The 18306-nt window shown below is 42.8% G+C and carries 14 protein-coding genes; 7 read left to right on the forward strand and 7 right to left on the reverse strand.

Translation table 11 applies throughout. From position 1 onward, the window contains the following. Positions 1 to 25: 25 nt before the first annotated feature. From F824_RS0110960 to F824_RS0110985, 4 genes are all read right to left on the reverse strand, one after another. Positions 26 to 1498, reverse strand: coding sequence for a TolC family protein (locus tag F824_RS0110960; protein ID WP_019597937.1), 1473 nt, complete (start codon positions 1496 to 1498; stop codon positions 26 to 28). Next, on the reverse strand, positions 1495 to 5370 hold the full coding sequence (locus F824_RS0110965; protein ID WP_019597938.1) for an efflux RND transporter permease subunit: 3876 nt from the start codon (positions 5368 to 5370) through the stop codon (positions 1495 to 1497). Before F824_RS0110965 ends, F824_RS0110960 begins: the two co-directional genes overlap by 4 nt. 271 nt (positions 5371 to 5641) lie before the next feature. Next, positions 5642 to 6019, reverse strand: coding sequence for an HYC_CC_PP family protein (locus F824_RS0110975; RefSeq protein WP_026333643.1), 378 nt, complete (start codon positions 6017 to 6019; stop codon positions 5642 to 5644). A 349-nt stretch (positions 6020 to 6368) separates the two neighbouring features. Then, positions 6369 to 7241: an SDR family oxidoreductase gene (locus F824_RS0110985; protein WP_026333644.1), complete on the reverse strand. Its 873-nt coding sequence runs from the start codon at positions 7239 to 7241 to the stop codon at positions 6369 to 6371. Positions 7242 to 7383: 142 nt separating this feature from the next. Here F824_RS0110985 and F824_RS0110990 point away from each other — a divergent pair, with 142 nt between their 5' ends. Beyond that, the gene (locus F824_RS0110990) at positions 7384 to 8250 is read left to right on the forward strand and encodes a hypothetical protein (RefSeq protein ID WP_019597943.1); all 867 of its coding nucleotides are present in this window, start codon (positions 7384 to 7386) and stop codon (positions 8248 to 8250) included. A gap of 231 nt (positions 8251 to 8481) precedes the next feature. Here the strand turns inward: F824_RS0110990 and ahcY are convergent, their stop codons facing one another. Both ahcY and F824_RS0111000 read right to left on the reverse strand, forming a co-directional pair. Beyond that, positions 8482 to 9801, reverse strand: a complete 1320-nt coding sequence (gene ahcY, locus F824_RS0110995) for an adenosylhomocysteinase (RefSeq protein WP_019597944.1) — start codon at positions 9799 to 9801, stop codon at positions 8482 to 8484. A gap of 79 nt (positions 9802 to 9880) precedes the next feature. Then, the gene (locus F824_RS0111000; protein ID WP_019597945.1) at positions 9881 to 10636 is read right to left on the reverse strand and encodes a biotin--[acetyl-CoA-carboxylase] ligase; all 756 of its coding nucleotides are present in this window, start codon (positions 10634 to 10636) and stop codon (positions 9881 to 9883) included. 83 nt (positions 10637 to 10719) lie between these two features. On the opposite strand from F824_RS0111000, the gene rsfS reads away from it, so the two are divergent. The 4 genes from rsfS to F824_RS0111020 all read left to right on the forward strand — a co-directional run bounded on the left by rsfS (position 10720) and on the right by F824_RS0111020 (position 14870). After that, positions 10720 to 11067: a ribosome silencing factor gene (gene rsfS, locus F824_RS0111005; RefSeq protein WP_022582133.1), complete on the forward strand. Its 348-nt coding sequence runs from the start codon at positions 10720 to 10722 to the stop codon at positions 11065 to 11067. A 66-nt stretch (positions 11068 to 11133) separates the two neighbouring features. Next, positions 11134 to 13188: an ATP-dependent zinc metalloprotease FtsH gene (ftsH, locus tag F824_RS0111010; protein WP_019597947.1), complete on the forward strand. Its 2055-nt coding sequence runs from the start codon at positions 11134 to 11136 to the stop codon at positions 13186 to 13188. Between the two features lie 96 nt (positions 13189 to 13284). Further along, positions 13285 to 14043: a UDP-2,3-diacylglucosamine diphosphatase gene (locus F824_RS0111015; protein ID WP_019597948.1), complete on the forward strand. Its 759-nt coding sequence runs from the start codon at positions 13285 to 13287 to the stop codon at positions 14041 to 14043. Beyond that, entirely contained in the window at positions 14040 to 14870 is an 831-nt protein-coding gene (locus tag F824_RS0111020) for a hypothetical protein (protein WP_019597949.1), read from the forward strand. The genes F824_RS0111015 and F824_RS0111020 overlap by 4 nt, the downstream gene beginning before the upstream one ends. A gap of 62 nt (positions 14871 to 14932) precedes the next feature. Here the strand turns inward: F824_RS0111020 and F824_RS0111025 are convergent, their stop codons facing one another. Further along, positions 14933 to 15361: an FKBP-type peptidyl-prolyl cis-trans isomerase gene (locus F824_RS0111025; RefSeq protein ID WP_019597950.1), complete on the reverse strand. Its 429-nt coding sequence runs from the start codon at positions 15359 to 15361 to the stop codon at positions 14933 to 14935. A 208-nt stretch (positions 15362 to 15569) separates the two neighbouring features. On the opposite strand from F824_RS0111025, the gene F824_RS0111030 reads away from it, so the two are divergent. Next, the gene (locus F824_RS0111030) at positions 15570 to 16952 is read left to right on the forward strand and encodes a sigma-54-dependent transcriptional regulator (protein WP_019597951.1); all 1383 of its coding nucleotides are present in this window, start codon (positions 15570 to 15572) and stop codon (positions 16950 to 16952) included. Next, positions 16942 to 18285, forward strand: coding sequence for a sensor histidine kinase (locus F824_RS0111035; protein ID WP_019597952.1), 1344 nt, complete (start codon positions 16942 to 16944; stop codon positions 18283 to 18285). The genes F824_RS0111030 and F824_RS0111035 overlap by 11 nt, the downstream gene beginning before the upstream one ends. Positions 18286 to 18306 lie beyond the last annotated feature (21 nt).

Below are 18306 nucleotides of genomic sequence, written 5' to 3' on the forward strand. Positions count from 1 at the left end.
TCGGTTTTTAATAATATTTATTCAATCAATAGCCCAATAATTGTTCGATTTCTGCATAGCCCATATACTGTTCGATGATCGTATTGGCGAGGCTCAACCGATAATCCAGCAGTTCCCTCTGGACCGTAAGAATTTCCTCAAAGGAACTGCTTTCGGTCGCATAGGCGGTGATCATGATTTCCAGTGTTTGTTGGGTCAATGCTATCTGCTCCATTAGCAATTCCACCCTCAGTTCCGTATTCCGAATATCCTTGGTGATTTCTTCCACCTGTACCGTCAAGGTATTTTCGATATCTTCCTTTTGAAGCGCATTGGATTCCCTCCAAATAATAGCTTCCTTTTCCATTGCCTTGAATTTTTTCCTATAGATGGGAAGACTTAAGGTAACCATTGGCATGACCATGTTTTGGCCCATTCCACTGGGCATATATCCCATTCCATCCATCCCCCCTATTGTTCCCGATTCGGGTCGGGGTGTAAAAACCATATAATTGACCCCTAAACCAAACATTGGCTTTCCCTCCAATTTAGCCATTTCCGCTTGCTTGCGATAAGCCAGACCTTCGGCCTCAAGCATTTTCACCATCGGATTATTCACCAAGACACTATCCAGAAAGGCTTCCGCATCGAGAGACAAAACCTTGGCTAACATCTCGCTTTCCAGCTCAACTACCGTCTTGGGCGCCTGATTGAGGAGAGAATTGAACCTGGAGATCAAAGGAGGGCGATTGGCTTCCAACTGTCTCAACTCACTTTCCAATGCCTTGATCTGGATCTGCAGCCGAAGGACATCCGTCAACTTCCCCGAACCACTGCTCGCCCCCATGCTTGTCATTCCCGTAGAGGAGGATGAGCTGGAGGCAGGGGCATTTGCCGCACCACCACCCATCCCCATTCCAGATCCGGAAGTGCTGCCCACGCTGGAATCTGCTTTCTTGACCGCCCCAGAAACCGATGCGGCGGCTTGTCCCACATTCCCTCCTTGATATTTGATGATGGCCAAGCGCTCCATGGTTTGAAGGATTTCCAAATTGTCCCTATTGGCCTTCATTTCAAATTCCAATTGGTGAATTTGGTAATACGTAGCTTTCACCTGGTAAACCAGCAAATTTCTTCCGGTTCTAAATTCCTCGTATTTGGCCTGCGCCATCAGCGTAGCTTCATCTTTTTGGGTCCTCAGCATTCCAAACCAGGGAAACATCTGCATCAATGAAATTTCCGTCCTCTGATTTCCCATCAAAGTTTCCATAGGCTTTAAAAAAACTCCCATGGTCAGTTCCGGGTTTGACAAGCTTCCTACCTGATTCACTTTTTCCAAAGCCGCCTGATATTGGGTAAAGGAAGCTTTCACTGCAGGATTTTGGTCGGACGCCAACTGGATATAAGTATCCAGTTTGGTTTGACCAACGACGGGTATGTTAAAGCCGAAAAGGAAAATGACCCATGCAAGTCCAAAGTAACCGAAGGATTTCATTGCGTTTGGTTTTATTCGTCTCATAACTCTTCTTTTTTTAATTTGAACTCCATGTACTTTCCAAACAGCACTGGGACAATGAATAGTGAAACCAAGGCAATTGACATCCCGCCAAATGCAGGGATCGCCATTGGGATCATGATATCAGAACCCCTTCCAGTACTCGTCAAGATAGGCAAGAGGGCAAGAATAGTCGTTGCGGTGGTCATCAAACAGGGTCTTACTCTTTTTAAACCTGCGGCAATGACCGCCTTTTTGATTTCTGATTTATTCTCCGGTTGTCTTTTGTCGAAACTCTGTTTCAAATAGGTCCCCATCACCACTCCATCATCGGTCGCAATCCCAAAAAGGGCGATAAACCCTACCCAAACGGCCACGCTTAGGTTGTAGGATTTCATTTGAAAAAGCTCCCGCATGTTGGTCCCTAAAATATTGAAGTCAAAGAACCAACCTTGTCCATAAAGCCAAAGCATCAAAAACCCTCCAGAAAATGCCATGGCGATGGCCGTGAAAATCATCAGCGCCAATGCAGTTGATTTGAACTGGAAATACAAGATCAGGAAGATGATAATCAAGCAAAGGGGAACGACCACAGCCAATCGCTTCTCTGCGCGCACCTGATTTTCATAACTTCCGGAAAACACATAACTGACTCCTGCCGGAACTTCCAATCCACCATTTTCAATTTCATACTTGATCATTCTTTGGGCATCTTCCACCACGGTAACTTCAGCAAAACCATCCCTTTTGTCAAATAGCACATAGCCAAGCAGGAAAGTATTTTCTCCCCGGATCATCATCGGACCGGGCCTGTAGGTGATTTCGGCGATTTGGCCAAGAGGAATCTGGGATCCCATAGGGGTATTGACCAAAATCTGTTTCAGTGTTTCGGGATCATCCCGGAATTCCCTTGCATATCGCGCCCTGATCACGTAGCGTTCCCTTCCTTCCACAGTAGTACTCAAGGCCATACCGCCAACAGCTACTTCGATAAATTCTTGAACATCGGCCACATTGAGTCCATACCTTCCCAAGGCATCCCTGTCCAATTCAATTTCCAGATAAGGCTTGCCTAGAGAACGGTCCGCAAATACCGCCTCAGCCTTGACCGAAGGCACCTCTTTCAAAATATTTTCCAGTTTCAAACTGAATTGCTCAATGGTTTCCAAATCGGGACCATATACCTTCATCCCCATGGGTGCACGCATACCTGTTTGCAACATGACCAGCCGGGTCTCTATGGGCTGAAGCTTCGGAGCGGAAGTCACTCCCGGAAGATTGGAAGTCTTCGCTTGAATTTCATCCCAGATGTCGTTGGGAGATTGAATTTGATCCCTCCATTGCCTAAAATACTGACCTTTTTTGGGGTCGGGTAAAAGATGGTTTTCTATTTTTCTCAGAATAGATTTGGTCGTTGATTCAGCCATCGGTGAATTTTCGGCATCCATGATGACACCATTTTTTCGATCATAAAACCATTCCTCTCCTTCCAGATTCAAATGATAGTACCCCTCTCGGTTGACTTTGAACCGGAGTTTTCGCGCTTCCGTATCCTGGATGTATTCGGTCTTGTAATTGATGATATTTTCATACATGGACATCGGGGCCGGATCCAAGGGGCTTTCTGCACGTCCGGCTTTGCCGACGACCATCTCCACTTCCGGGATCGCCTGCACCAACATGTCCAATTGCTTCAAGGTCTGCATGTTGGCCTCCACACCGGAATGGGGCATCGTCGTGGGCATCAGTAAAAAGGAACCCTCATTTAAGGCCGGCATGAATTCTTTCCCCATTCCGGGAAAAGAATGGGATAAATTCGACCATCCCGATGTAGTTCTAATATTCGTTCCAACTTGGTCAAAACCAGTGGCTACAAATCCAAATATTTTTCCAAATCCCAGCCAAATGTTCAAGCCTATAAAAATGATCAATACAGGAATGGCAAGGAATATTTTGGCATTGTCCAGGCACCATGCTAGAATATTTTCATAAAATCGGATAAAAAGACTAAATATTCCGAGGACCAAACCAATGACAAGACCAATGAAAACAAAATTGGTGAATGCAGATTGACTCAATCCCAAAGGCCTCCATTCATAGGCCAGCAGAAACGCAACCGCCACAACCGAAATCGCTACGGCCACCCAAGCTTTGTATCTGCCATTATAGGTTTTTTCTGGAAAATAAGCATGGATCAAATAGTTCAGACCAAAGGCGATCAAGACCAATCCAGCCCAAGGAAAAAAGAACAAAAGAATACCTCCCGCCAAAACCATGAGGCCATTCAAACTGCCTTTGAGCTTGTCGGATTTGATCCGAGAAGAAAACAACCAGTGGGCAAAAGCCGGCATAATCACCAAAGTAAAAATCAAGGCAGCGACCAAGGCAAAGGTTTTTGTGAAGGCCAAAGGCCCAAATAGCTTCCCTTCGGCAGCTTGAAGGGTGAATACCGGGAGAAAACTAACAATAGTAGTCATCACAGCCGTGACAATGGCGGAGGCAACTTCGGTGGTGGCCTCGTAAATGACTTCCATCTTGGATTTGCCGGGATAGGCTTCTTCCAGATGGCGCAGAATATTTTCACTGAGGATAATCCCCAGATCCACCATCGTCCCAATGGCGATCGCAATACCGGAAAGCGCAACAATATTGGCATCCACACCAACATATTTCATCATGATGAAACACATCAAAACCGCCAAGGGAAGCAATGCCGAAATCAATAACGAAGCACGAAGGTTAAAGACCATCACCATGATGACGATGATCGTGATGAGAATTTGAAGGCTGATCGCCTCACTTAAGGTATTCAATGTTTCCTTAATCAATCCCGATCGATCATAAAAAGGCACGATCGTAACCTTGGAAATGGTCCCATCTTCCAAAATTTTGCGTGGAAGACCGGGAGAAATTTCCTCGATTTTGGATTTGATCGCCTCGATGACTTCCAATGGATTGTCCCCATAGCGGGCGACAACCACACCCCCTACGGTTTCTGCTCCCCCTTTGTCCAAAATTGCCCGCTCTGCCCTACTGGCAGGGCCAATATTCACTTTGGCGATGTCCCTGATTTTGAGCGGAACGTTTTCGGTGACCTTGACCACGGCGGATTCAATGTCCTCCAATGACTTCACATAACCCAAGCCACGCACAATGTATTCGACCTGATTGATTTCCATGGTGTTGGCACCGACATCCAAATTGGATTGGCGAATGGCATTCATGACCTCCATCATCGTTACATTATTGGCCTTCATGGCGCTGGGATCCAGATCGACTTGGTATTCCTTTACCTGACCACCGATACTGGCCACTTCTGCTACGCCTTTGGTTCCGGCAAGTCCATAGCGGACATAAAAATCCTGAATGCTTCGAAGCTCATGTAAATCCCAGCCTCCTGCGGGATTTCCTTTTTCATCCCGGCCTTCCAGGGTATAGAAATAAACTTGCCCCAACCCTGTAGCATCTGGCCCCAATTTGGGCTGGACACCGTCAGGCAGCAAGCCAGAAGGAAGTGAGTTTAGCTTTTCTAAAATCCTCGACCGACTCCAGTAAAACTCTATATCCTCCTCGAAAATGAGATAAATGGAACTGAACCCGAACATGGAGGTGCTTCTGATGGATTTGACACCAGGCATTCCCAAAAGGGCGGTGGTCATTGGATAGGTAATCTGATCCTCCACATCTTGGGGGGAACGCCCCATCCATTCAGTGAAGACAATCTGTTGGTTTTCTCCGATATCCGGGATCGCATCCACAGGAACAGGGTCATTGGGAAGGAAGCCTGTATCCCATTTAAATGGCGCAACGACGATTCCCCAAAGCACAATGAGTACCAAGAGGATCACTGTCACCAGCTTGTTTACGAGGAAAAATTTGATAATGGCGTTTAGCATATGCTTTTAACAACAAGGATAAAATAAGAAAGCAATTCCAAGGGATTTCTTTGAACTTTGGAAATGTAAGAAGAAATCGTAACCATAAGCAGATTGGGTATTTATCCTCAAAGCCATGATGGTTTACCGTTATGCTGTAAATTCATTTGGAATCTCGCCTCCCCTGGTTTTTTCGGTTGTGAAAACCGATGGGCTTGTAGTAGGGAATAAACGATGTTGGAAAATCTCAATGCATTGAATTAAGAGATATCCTTAAGAGAAAAGGAAAAAATCAGATCAAAAAAACTTGAATGGAAATATAAATCGGTGTTTTGTGAAGATATGGTGGAGAGGAGTTAGAAAAACCCAAAACTTTCTCCTTTATGGATGTAGGTATTTGAAATTCAAAAAACTCCGGGACGATACTAGCAATGGGCAAAGTCTGGAAATCCAGTAAATCGATTTGTTGCTGATCTGTATTGGGGAGATCTAAATTGGAAACATCATCACAACAACCTGGCATGGGTTCCTCACTTGGGCAACAGGTCTTGCTTTCTGCGTAAAGATTGATAAGCTGAAAATCCTCCCCACAATAATGCATAGAATAACTCAGTCCTGCGTTGAAAAACACAAAAAGAAGGAGAAGCGCTATTTTTATAAATTGTTTCAATGGATGTATTTACGAAACAAAGGTAATGATGTTCGTGATGATAAATGTATAGAATTTTTGTTGAAAATTATAATCGCCTCATTTTCCGCAAAATGAATCTCTTATGGAAATTTGTTTTTTTATCCAATTCAAGTCCATTTGCATAAATATTGAATTCATTCAACAACCTAAAAGCGACAAAAAAAAAATCAGTGAAACCCGACAGCATTCCTGAAGGCGGCATGAAACAAACACCAAGCCATCGCCTTACCCAGCAAAAACTAGGCGACCGATGACTTGGATCAATGGAAGGATTACAAATTCCTGATCTTCCATTTCGATTTCAAATATCCCCAAACGACCTTGGGGCTCATGGCTTTTTTCCCCTGGAAGCCTCCATCATATCCCACATTTCCTGAGGTATTGCATCCAGATTATTAAATTCACCAGCGCCTTGAAGCCATTCACCACCATCAATGGTTATGACTTCACCATTGACATAAGCCGAAAAATCAGACAGGAGATAGGCTGCCAAATTGGCCAATTCCTGATGCTCCCCTACCCTTCCAACAGGTACTTTTTTGGCAGGGTCAAATTTCTTTACCAAATCACCTGGAAGCAATCGGCTCCAAGCACCCTCCGTCGGAAATGGGCCTGGCGCGATGGCATTCGATCGGATTTTATACTTGGCCCACTCAACCGCCAGAGACCTGGTCATTGCCAAAACCCCTGCCTTGGCCGCAGCACTGGGCACGACATAACCGGAACCCGTCCAAGCATAAGTGGTCACGATATTCAAGAAGGTCCCGGATTGTTTTTCCTTGATCCAATGTTTTCCGGCAGTCAAGGTCACCTGGGAAGTTCCTTTCAAAACAATGTCCAATACGGTATTGAATGCATTGGTGGAAAGTCTTTCTGTGGGACTGATAAAATTTCCCGCAGCATTGTTCAAGACGGCATGAACCTGACCAAAATGAGCATTTGCGTCTGCCCACATCTTCTCCACCTGATCGATTTCACGGACATCGCAGGCCAAGGCCAAAACCTTCCCCCCAGATTCGGCTTCCATTTCCTTTGCTGTTGCTTGCAACACATCCAGTTTCCTACTGGTGATTACCAGATTCGCCCCTAATTTCAAGAAGTACGAGCCCATGGATTTTCCCAAACCGGTTCCTCCCCCTGTGACCAGGATCGTCTTGCCCTTCAAAGCGCCTTCTTTTAACATTCCTTCAGTATATAGCATCTTGTCAATTCAAATTATTTTGGATTTATAAAAAGGTAAGATAGTTAATCCAATGGGTAAAAAAAACTATGGTGTCTGGTAAGACCGCTTCATTTTTTTTATAATTCAAAGGAATTAACTTTGGCATTTGAACTGAGCCAATATGTTAAAATACATTCTCTTTCTCTTACTTCTCGTTTCGGCGACCGCCTGTTCGAATGACATCGACCGAAACATCACCACCGATCTCCAGGTAGAAGGAAAGGAGATTTTCAATGTTTCGCTGGCACTTGAGGAGCCTTTGTATTATGCGTTCCTGACTTTGGACCAATACAGGACTGCGAAGAACGACACATTAAAATCAAATGATTCGCTGCCAAAAGTCCCTATCGTCCCTGGATGCCCGCTTATCGGTATAGATGAAACCCTCAAATTGGTTACATTGACTTTCTCGAAACAAGTGGATTGTTCAAGTCAAAAACTGAAACGAGTCGGAAAGATCACACTTCAATTTCTATCACCCAATGTTTTGGAAAGCAATGTGCTGATGGTATATGATCAATACAGCATCGGAACTACAAAAATAGAAGGAACCCGGGTTTTTAAGCAAACGCGTGGAGTCTTCCCTCAGAGTAGAAGGACTGAGCTTTTTGAGGACATGTTGATCATTGATGAATTTGGCTCCTCCACAAAAATATCTGGTAGTTTTGGCCATCAGTTATCTTTTCAAAACGGCACTCTATTGGAATATAAAACATCGGGAAATCTGGAAGGAAGGAATTTGACTGGAAGAAAAATCAAGATGACCCAAACCAATCCCCGTATTTACAAAACAAATTGCGTGAAACAGGGAATTGTTCTTGCCTCTGAAGGACTTGAAAACTGGGAAATATTCAGAACCCCAACCCAATCCTTGCGACACAATCTTGAATATCAACAAGAAGGCGCCTGTGAACCAAAAGCTGTCATTGCCTTGTCCGATGGGCGGACTTTGGTATTTAGGCAAGAGGGAACAGAATTAGGAAAGTGATTATTGGAGGCAACAGAAATAATTCCCGGGGAGATTCCCCTTCCATTTAACCCCACAATTCGCCCTGTTTTTGGACAGGATTTTGAATACCGAAAATAACAGTCTATTATTTTATATTGATCAGGCACACCATTTTATTTGGAATTGATTGGCAGAGGCATGAACACAAAAAAACCTTTGAAATCTTTTAGACTTCAAAGGCTTTTTACTTATGGTGATTTACACTGAATCTTAGTATCTGTAATATTCTGGCTTGAATGGTCCTTGTGGAGTCACGCCGATGTACTCGGCTTGATCTGCGGAAAGCAAATCCAATTCAACACCCAATTTTGAAAGGTGCAAAGCAGCAACCTTCTCATCAAGATGCTTTGGCAATACATAAACGCCTGGCTCATATTGATCCGTATTGGTCCACAACTCAAGTTGGGCCAAAGTCTGATTCGTGAAGGAATTGGACATCACAAAAGAAGGATGTCCCGTACCGCAACCCAAGTTCACCAATCTGCCTTCGGCAAGAACAATGATTTCTTTTCCATCAATCGTATAAAGATCCACCTGTGGTTTGATGACATCCTTGGTTTGTCCGTAGTTTTTGTTCAACCAAGCCATATCGATTTCATTGTCGAAATGTCCGATATTACAAAGAATGGCCTTGTCTTTCATGGCGCGAAAATGCACTTCAGAAATAATATTCATATTCCCTGTTGCAGTCACCACAATATCCGCTTCACTGATGGCATTGACCATCTTTTTCACGGCAAATCCGTCCATGGCCGCCTGAAGGGCACAAATTGGGTCTATTTCAGTAACAATCACCCTTGCACCTGCTCCTTTGAGAGAAGCCGCAGATCCTTTCCCTACATCACCATAACCTGCGACTACAGCAACTTTACCTGCCATCATCACGTCTGTCGCTCTTCTGATGGCATCCACCAAAGATTCCTTACAGCCATATTTGTTGTCAAATTTGGATTTCGTCACAGAATCATTCACGTTGATCGCAGGCATTGGCAAAGTGCCATTTTTCATCCTTTCATACAATCTATGAACACCTGTGGTGGTTTCTTCCGAAAGTCCTTTGATTCCAGATACCAATTCCGGAAAATGATCCAACACCATATTGGTCAAATCACCACCATCATCCAAAATCATGTTCAATGGATTTCTATCCTCGCCAAAGAAGATAGTTTGCTCAATGCACCAATCAAATTCTTCGGCAGTCATGCCTTTCCAAGCATAAACTGAAATTCCGGCGGCTGCAATGGCTGCAGCTGCATGATCCTGTGTTGAAAAAATATTGCAGGAGGACCAAGTTACCTCTGCACCTAAGGCAGCAAGGGTTTCTATCAAAACTGCTGTTTGGATTGTCATGTGGAGACAACCAGCGATTCTGGCACCTTTCAAAGGTTGTGTCGGCCCAAATTCTTCCCTAAGTGACATTAATCCTGGCATTTCTGCCTCGGCAAGCCTGATTTCTTTTCTTCCCCACTCAGCCAGTGAAATGTCTTTCACTTTGAAGTTGATGAATTTATCTGATTTTATTTCGGACATATTTAAGATTTTAAAGAGTTTATTTCAAGAATTAAAATTCAAATTTACAGCATTTTGACACAAAAAGAAAACCTGATTTTCACAAAAAGGTAACTTCTTTAAAGCCATAATGGTTCTTGGTTCCGTTTTCTTTTTCGATGATTAGCTTTCCTTCCTGAGTGATTCCGGTAATTCTACCCAGGAATTTCTCACCATCCTCATAGCTTTTCAATTCCCCAAATTGATACAGGTTTTGGATATAAGAAGCACGGAGGAATTCCCTTCCCCCTTTTTTGAGCATCATGTATTTTTTTTCCAAAGCCTGAATGAGCAGTTTAAAAACCTCCCACCTGTCAAATTCCAAACCTGACAGGTTGTACAGGGAACTGGCACCTGAAATCGCGAAATCTTTTTGATTGATGTTCAAACCAATGCCAATCACAGAAAAATCAATTCCTCTGCTTCCAATACTGTTTTCGATCAGGATACCACCGATTTTCCCTTCGGATTCATGATAAAGATCATTGGGCCATTTGACCTTCAAACCATTGGCATAATCATTCAAAACTTCCCAAATCGCAAGGGATACGGCTATATTCATGTCAAACTGTTCAGTGGGATCGAGGAAATCAGGCCTCAGTATTATGGAAAAAGTCAAATTTTTACCCGCCTCGCTTTGCCATTGGTTCCCTCTTTGTCCCCTACCTTTGGTTTGTTTTTCAGAAATGATGATACTTCCTTCGGCAGCCACCTTTGCCTTGACTCTTTCCATGGCAAGGTCATTGGTCGAATGACACTCTGTCAGAGAAATAATATCTTTCCCCAAAAAAATCGTATTGGCAAGGAATTTATACATTGTAATTAGTTAATTTGTCTTTCAATTTGGATATTTAAATTCTGTAAAGCGGAATCCGAAATATACGTTAAATAAAAAAATATATGACAGCAGAAGCGCTGAGTAAAGTAATTGTAAAAGGAATGGAAGAAAGAAAAGCTTCCGACATTGTCGTAATGGACCTGAGAGGCTTGAAAAATTCATTCACTGATTTTTTTGTGATTTGTTCAGGAAATTCTGACACCCAGATTGAAGCCATTTCCGAATCCGTAGAAGCAGAGGTTCAAAAAACCAATAAGGAAAAGCCTTGGAGAAGTGAAGGGAAGAATAACAAAGAATGGATCCTAATGGACTATGTGAATGTTGTAGTTCATATTTTCCTGAAGGACAAAAGACAGTTCTATGGACTCGAAGAATTGTGGGGCGATGCCGAAGTGAAGCATATTGATTGAAAATCGATTTGAACTTTCACTTTCCAAATTCGTTTTACTACAAGTTAAAAGAATAACAAGCAAGCAATGAGCGAGAAGACTAAAAATAAAAGTTTCTTACCAAAAACACCTCAAAAGCCGAATTTTCAGCTCTGGTTGATCATCACCGCGGTCATCGTCTTGATAGGCGTCACGTGGTTCAATCAGCGGAGTGCTGTGATTGACGTCACGCTAAAAAAGTTTGAGGACATGTATCTGGCGAACGATGTGTCAAAAGTGGTGGTCATCTACAATCAAAACTCCGTAGAAGTCACACTTAGACCAGAGTCTCTACAGAACAACAAATACAAAGATGAACTGGAAGCCAATAGCCCGTTTTTCAATCCAACAGGCCCGCATTATCAGGTCAGAATCGCATCCGTAGATAAGTTCATTGAATATTTCGATGCCTTGGAGGCGGATATGCCGATTGATTCCAGGATTGGATATACCGCAAAAACCCAAGAAAGCTGGACCAATTGGTTCTCAAGCTTCGGCTTCCTCATACTTTTGTTCCTACTGTTTTGGATCATGATGCGAAGAATGTCCGGACCAAGCGGACCAGGTGGCCAAATATTCAATGTGGGTAAATCCAAAGCGCAATTATTTGATGCAGATACCAAAATCAAAATTACTTTTGATAACGTGGCTGGATTGGATGAGGCCAAGGAAGAAGTTCAAGAAATCGTTGAATTTCTGAAGACCCCTGCAAAATTCACCAAATTGGGAGGTAAAATTCCTAAGGGTGCATTGTTGGTAGGACCTCCAGGGACAGGTAAAACTCTTTTGGCGAAAGCTGTTGCAGGCGAAGCTGGCGTTCCATTCTTTACTTTGTCAGGTTCTGATTTCGTAGAGATGTTTGTCGGAGTTGGTGCTGCACGTGTAAGGGATCTGTTCAAACAAGCCAAGGAAAAAGCCCCTTGTATTATATTTATCGATGAAATTGATGCCATTGGTAGGTCTCGGGGCAAAGGTCAAATGCCTGGTTCAAACGATGAGCGTGAAAACACATTGAATTCCCTTTTGGTGGAAATGGATGGTTTTGGCACAGATTCAGGTGTTATCGTCTTGGCTGCGACCAACAGACCTGACGTATTGGACAGCGCTTTGTTGAGAGCTGGACGATTTGACAGACAAATCAGCATTGACAAACCGGATATCGTGGGAAGGGAAGCCATCTTCAAGGTGCATTTGGCACCCATAAAAGTGGCAGATGACATTGACCCGAAGAAACTGGCGGCCCAAACCCCGGGTTTTGCGGGAGCAGAAATTGCCAACGTGTGCAACGAAGCCGCGTTGATCGCCGCAAGGAGAAACAAATCTGCGGTGGACATGCAGGATTTCCAAGATGCCGTTGACCGTGTCATTGGTGGATTGGAAAAGAAAACCAAAATCATTTCTCCTGAAGAAAAGAGAATTGTGGCTTACCATGAGGCAGGTCATGCAGTGGCGGGTTGGTTCCTTGAGCATGCGGATCCATTGGTGAAAGTAAGTATTGTTCCTAGGGGAATCGCAGCCTTGGGCTATGCGCAGTATCTTCCAAAAGAACAGTTCCTTTATCAAACCGAACAACTTTTGGATGAAATCTGTATGACATTGGGAGGAAGAGCTGCAGAAGAGATTATCTTTGGCAAGATCTCCACCGGAGCCTTGAGTGATTTGGAAAGAGTAACCAAAGTTGCCTATTCCATGGTCACTGTTTATGGTATGAATGACAAGATCGGAAACGTTTCTTTCTACGAAAGCAAAGGAAACGACTACAAGATGACAAAGCCCTATTCCGAAACCACTGCTGAAACCATCGATGAGGAAGTCCGAAAACTTATCTCTCAGGCATATGAAAGGACGAAAGCTTTATTGAACAGCAAAAAGGCTGAGGTAGAAACTTTGGCCCAAGAACTTCTCGAGAAAGAAATCATATTCCAATCTGATTTGGAAAGGTTGATTGGAAAGAGACCCTTTGCCAAGGAGACCACTTATGAGGCCTATACCAAGAAAGTACCTGTTAAAGTTGAGGTTTCAGAAAAAGAAGTCGCTAAAGACGAAAAACCTGAAGATCCTGCTGAAGCGGAAGTTCAAAACATCAGTGAAAACAAAGATTGATATTATCAGTAAAAGCATAAAAGCCTCCCACAATCGGGAGGCTTTTTCATTTCTGTTACCTGTATTTTTTTATCTTTGAAAAATCATTCCCAAAACATGAACATTCAACTTCATCAAAAGAAAGTTTTTTTCGCCTCGGATTTCCATTTGGGGGCACCTGATGAAAAAAGCAGCAAGATTCGCGAAGATAAAATCATTCAATGGCTGAATTCAATCGAAGACGAAGCCGCTGCCATCTTTTTGGTTGGGGACATATTTGATTTTTGGTTTGAATATGAAAAAGTCGTTCCAAAAGGATTTATTCGGTTTCTAGGTAAAATCGCGCAACTAAGGGATAAAAATATCCCAATTTGTTTTTTCACGGGAAACCATGACCTGTGGATGAAAAATTATTTTACCGATGAACTTGGGATACCCGTACATCAAAACCCAATAGAACTTCAGATCGAAAACAAAAAGTTTTTGATTGGACATGGTGATGGATTAGGACCTGGGGACAACAGGTATAAAATCCTGAAAAAAATCTTCACCAACAGTGCATGCCAATGGCTTTTCAAATGGGTACATCCAGATCTTGGGATAAAGTTTGCCCAAAAATGGTCAGGCAGCAGCCGCATCACCAATGACCTGAAAAACGAAAACGAATTCAAAGGTGAAGATGAATGGCTATGGCAGTATTGCAAAACCATTCAAGAACACCGCCATTTTGATTATTATATATTTGGCCACCGCCATCTCCCACTGGATCTTCCCGTTGGCAAATCATCGCGATATTTCAATTTGGGAGAATGGGTAAATCACTTTACCTATGGTGAATTTGACGGCAAGGAATTTAAAATCAAAACCTTTCAATGATGACAAGGATGTTCCTGGTTTTGACTTCCATGCTCCTCACATTTGGAGGATTTGCACAGACATCAACATGGAATCAACATGCCAATATCCCGTTGGAAAGAATCCATCAGGTTTCTATGGATAACCAAGGGTTTATCTTCGTTGCCAATCTAGAGGGGAATATTTCCCAATTCGACAGAGATGGGAACTTCCAAAATATTTTCTCTCCAAGCAGGCAAGGCCGATTGTCTCAATTAGAGGCTTCTTGGACAGTTAACATCTTTACTTTTTCTACTGATCTTCAGGAATATCGAATTCTAGATCGCTTTCTCAATCCCATCACCGAAAACAAAATCCAACAGGATAATATTTTTTTAGCCAAGGCTGCCACATTGGGCAATAACAATATCATTTGGGTCTTTGACGAGTCCGATTTTTCTCTGAAACAATTGGATTACCGACGCAACCTGGTCATCCAACAGCAACCTTTAAACCTTGTTCTGAAAAATTCGGACCTTGAAATCATCGAAATCAAAGAATACCAAAACATGGTTTTCTTGAATATCAAAAACGAAGGAGTATATATTTTTGATAATCAAGCAAATTTTATTCGGTCCCTTCCGATTGTGTTGGATCTAAAATTATCTTTTTGGAAAAACAATCTGGTATTTATTTCAAAAGGAGAAATAATCCTCATGAATTTCCAGTCGGGGATACAAGAAAAAATTCCTCTTCCGGCAAACTCAAACTCTAAAAATATTTTGGTCAACCCAAATTCGGTGCTGCTATTCGACCCAGGCCAAATATCCATCTACAAAAAAGAAGATACGCCACTTCGCAACAAATGAAAAATACCCGGAAAAGCTGAAAAACAGTTTCCCGGGTATTTTTTGAATATCATTGAGATTGATTATATAATTTCAACCAGTTTGATGTCAAATATCAAGTCCTGACCTGCCAAAGGATGGTTTGCATCCAATGTTATTTTTTCGGCATCCACGTTCACCACCTTTACAGGCATCGGTTGACCGTTTTGGCCCTGAAGACTTAACTCCATTCCAACTTCTGGCTTGATATGCTCAGGAACCTCTGTCAAAGGTATCTCCACCATCATATCTTCTCTCTTTTCACCATAGGCCTCTACAGAAGGAATCGTGATGCTCTTGTCGTCACCGATTGCCATGCCGTAAACAGCTGCATCAAATCCTTTGATCATATTTCCATCACCAAGGGTAAATTGAAGCGGCTCCCTATTCTCGGATGAGTCGAAAACCGTTCCGTCGGTTAACTTTCCTGTGTAGTGAACTTTTACTGAATTTCCTTTGCTTGCTACTGACATAATATTTTTTTAGATTTTGTAATGACACAAAGTTAATAATTTTTGAAAGGGATAAAAACCATTGCAGAAGTAGTTTGGAAAAGTGTGCGATTTTGCGATAATTGTGTTCGATTATGAACAAAAAAATCAATAAATTTGTCTAACCAATGGGTATTTAGGCATTTATGGAAATGGCACCATTTTGACTGGTATTTAAAAAAAGAATATTATGGAAAACCAAACACTCGGAAAAATCCTGATCATTGATGACAATGAAGACTTATTGTTTGCCGCTAAAATGCTGTTGAAAAAACATGCAAAGGAAGTAAGCATCGAAAAAGATCCACGGAGAATCCCCTTTTTGGTCAACAACAACAGTTATGATGTGATCCTTTTGGACATGAACTTTACGGAAGACACCACCTCCGGCAAAGAGGGTTTCCATTGGTTAAAACAAATCAAAGAAATAGATCCTAAAGCTGTCGTCATCTTGATCACAGCATTTGGAGATGTGGAAATGGCCGTTCGGGCATTGAAAGAAGGAGCATCTGACTTTATCCTTAAACCTTGGCAAAATGAGAAACTCTTGGCCACATTGACTTCCGCTTCTCGGCTTAAAGAGAGTTATGACACAGTGGACAAACTCTCCAAAAAGCAGAAACAGCTTCAATCGGATCTAAAGAAACCTTATACAGACATTATCGGCCACAGTGCCTCCATGAAAAACATTTTTTCCATCATCGACAAAGTAGCCAAGACGGATGCGAATATTTTGATTTTGGGAGAAAACGGAACTGGAAAAGAATTGATTGCCAGAGCAATCCATGACAGATCCCTTCGTAAGGATGAAATATTTGTGGGAGTAGACATGGGTTCGATCACGGAATCGCTATTTGAGAGCGAATTGTTTGGTCACAAAAGAGGTGCATTCACAGACGCAAAAGAAGACCGGGCAGGAAGGTTTGAGATTGCTGATCAGGGAACGCTTTTTTTGGATGAAATTGGCAACCTCAGCATGCCTCTTCAATCCAAACTTCTCACCGTTCTTCAGAAAAGGGAGGTTACCCGCATTGGTACCAACAAGGCCATTCCCGTGGACATTCGACTCATCTGTGCCACCAACATGCATGTGCATGAGATGGTAATGGAAAATGGCTTCCGACAGGATTTACTCTATCGGATCAATACCGTGGAAATTTTTCTTCCACCCTTAAGGGAAAGGCAGGATGACATCCCTGTTTTGGCAGAACATTTCCTGAAAATCTATTCACAAAAGTACAGGAAGGAATTCCGTGGCTTCAAACCTGCGGCAATGCAACTCCTCCAGCGGTACAATTGGCCGGGAAACATACGGGAACTGCAACATGCGATAGAAAGGGCCATCATCATGGCAGAAAGCGATGAGCTGGACAGTCGTGATTTTTTCTTTTTGTCAGCCAAACCAACAAATGAAAAAGTCTCCGCCCCTGCAAGCTTCAATTTGGATGAGGTCGAGAAGAATGTCATCCAAAAAGCCATTGATAAAAATGGGGGAAATATTTCTAAAGCAGCCAAAGAACTCGGGCTAACCCGAGCATCTTTGTATAGAAGATTAGAAAAATATGGATTATAAAGTTGGTTTGTTGGGAAGGATTATCCTTCTCGCCATTTCTCTATTTCTACTCGCCTACACCATTTTCAGCGGTACGGGAGTCTTTGCGATTTCCCTTTTTGTCATTCTGGTGTCGGCGCAGATCATTTTTTTATTGGGCTATGCCGAAAGCTCCTTTAAAAAAGTGCGTCAGTTTCTCAACAATATCAAACAAGACAATTATACCACGCTTTATCCGGTCAAATTTGATGGGACAGAAACTGATGATCTCCACATCGAATTCAATGCCATCCTGGCCAAGCTCCAGGAAGATCAGGCGGAGAAAGAGGCGAACTACCAGTACTTCCGCTCAGTTTTCCAACACTTGAGCATTGGTTTGATCACCTTCGACGAAGAAGGAAAAGTCCAAATCATCAACACCGCCGCAAAAAGGATGTTGGACATCGGTCAGTTGATCAACATCAATGAAGTCGACAAAATCAACAAAGAGCTCTACCAAGCCATTCATAGTCTGCGTACTGGAGGAAGCGAACTGATCAAAATCGCCCATCCGGACGGAATCATGCAGCTTTCGGTGTACGTGATTGAGTTGGTCATGAGGGACGTGAAATTCAAATTGGTCTCGCTTCAAAATATCCAAAGTGAATTGGAGGAAAAAGAAATGGAGGCTTGGCAAAACCTGGTCAAGGTGCTCACCCATGAAATCATGAATTCCATTGCCCCCATATCATCACTTGCCGCGACGATCAAAGGTGAATTGGAGTCCAAAATCGAGGACAACATTCCCGTGCCACCCCAAGACCTGGAGGATTACCTTATGGCAATCAGCACGATAGAAAAGCGGAGTGAGGGGATGATCAATTTTGTGAGCGATTTTAGAAGCCTCGCCCATATCCCTACTCCAAAATTCCGAGCGATTTCAATCCAAAATCTATTTGATCAAATGGAGACCCTACTTCAAAACCAGTTTGAAAGAAATCAAATCCTTCTAAAAAAACATATCAACCCAGAAGACCTCATTCTTTTTGGGGACCAAAATTTAATCGAACAAGTCCTGATTAATCTGATCCAGAATGCCATCCATGCCGTTGAGGATTCCCCTTTCCGGATCATTACCTTGGAAGCCTTCATCGACGAGGCAGGCAAAATCATCTTGGAAGTCAAAGACTCCGGGAAAGGCATAGAAGAAGAAGCATTGTCGAAAATCTTCATCCCTTTTTTCACCACCAAAAAGACCGGCTCCGGCATCGGACTCAGTCTTTCCAAGCAGATCATGAGGAGACACAAAGGAAACATCCAAGTCCGGTCAACACTCGGTGAGGGGACAACTTTCAAGTTGATATTCAACGGATAAAATAGGGATTCCCCAATCAAC

Origin of the sequence: Rhodonellum psychrophilum GCM71 = DSM 17998, assembly GCF_000381545.1 — a bacterium.
GTDB lineage: Bacteria > Bacteroidota > Bacteroidia > Cytophagales > Cyclobacteriaceae > Rhodonellum > Rhodonellum psychrophilum.

Coding starts and splice junctions, on each gene's coding strand:
- F824_RS0111025 (WP_019597950.1), bottom strand. CDS start 15,361: ATGTCAGTAGCAAGCAAAGGAAATTCAGTAAAAGTTCACTACACAGGA.
- F824_RS0111000 (WP_019597945.1), bottom strand. CDS start 10,636: ATGTATAAATTCCTTGCCAATACGATTTTTTTGGGGAAAGATATTATT.
- F824_RS0111030 (WP_019597951.1), top strand. CDS start 15,570: ATGGAAAACCAAACACTCGGAAAAATCCTGATCATTGATGACAATGAA.
- ahcY (WP_019597944.1), bottom strand. CDS start 9,801: ATGTCCGAAATAAAATCAGATAAATTCATCAACTTCAAAGTGAAAGAC.
- F824_RS0110965 (WP_019597938.1), bottom strand. CDS start 5,370: ATGCTAAACGCCATTATCAAATTTTTCCTCGTAAACAAGCTGGTGACA.
- F824_RS0111015 (WP_019597948.1), top strand. CDS start 13,285: ATGAACATTCAACTTCATCAAAAGAAAGTTTTTTTCGCCTCGGATTTC.
- F824_RS0111020 (WP_019597949.1), top strand. CDS start 14,040: ATGATGACAAGGATGTTCCTGGTTTTGACTTCCATGCTCCTCACATTT.
- F824_RS0110990 (WP_019597943.1), top strand. CDS start 7,384: ATGTTAAAATACATTCTCTTTCTCTTACTTCTCGTTTCGGCGACCGCC.
- ftsH (WP_019597947.1), top strand. CDS start 11,134: ATGAGCGAGAAGACTAAAAATAAAAGTTTCTTACCAAAAACACCTCAA.
- F824_RS0110985 (WP_026333644.1), bottom strand. CDS start 7,241: ATGCTATATACTGAAGGAATGTTAAAAGAAGGCGCTTTGAAGGGCAAG.
- F824_RS0110960 (WP_019597937.1), bottom strand. CDS start 1,498: ATGAGACGAATAAAACCAAACGCAATGAAATCCTTCGGTTACTTTGGA.
- F824_RS0111035 (WP_019597952.1), top strand. CDS start 16,942: ATGGATTATAAAGTTGGTTTGTTGGGAAGGATTATCCTTCTCGCCATT.
- rsfS (WP_022582133.1), top strand. CDS start 10,720: ATGACAGCAGAAGCGCTGAGTAAAGTAATTGTAAAAGGAATGGAAGAA.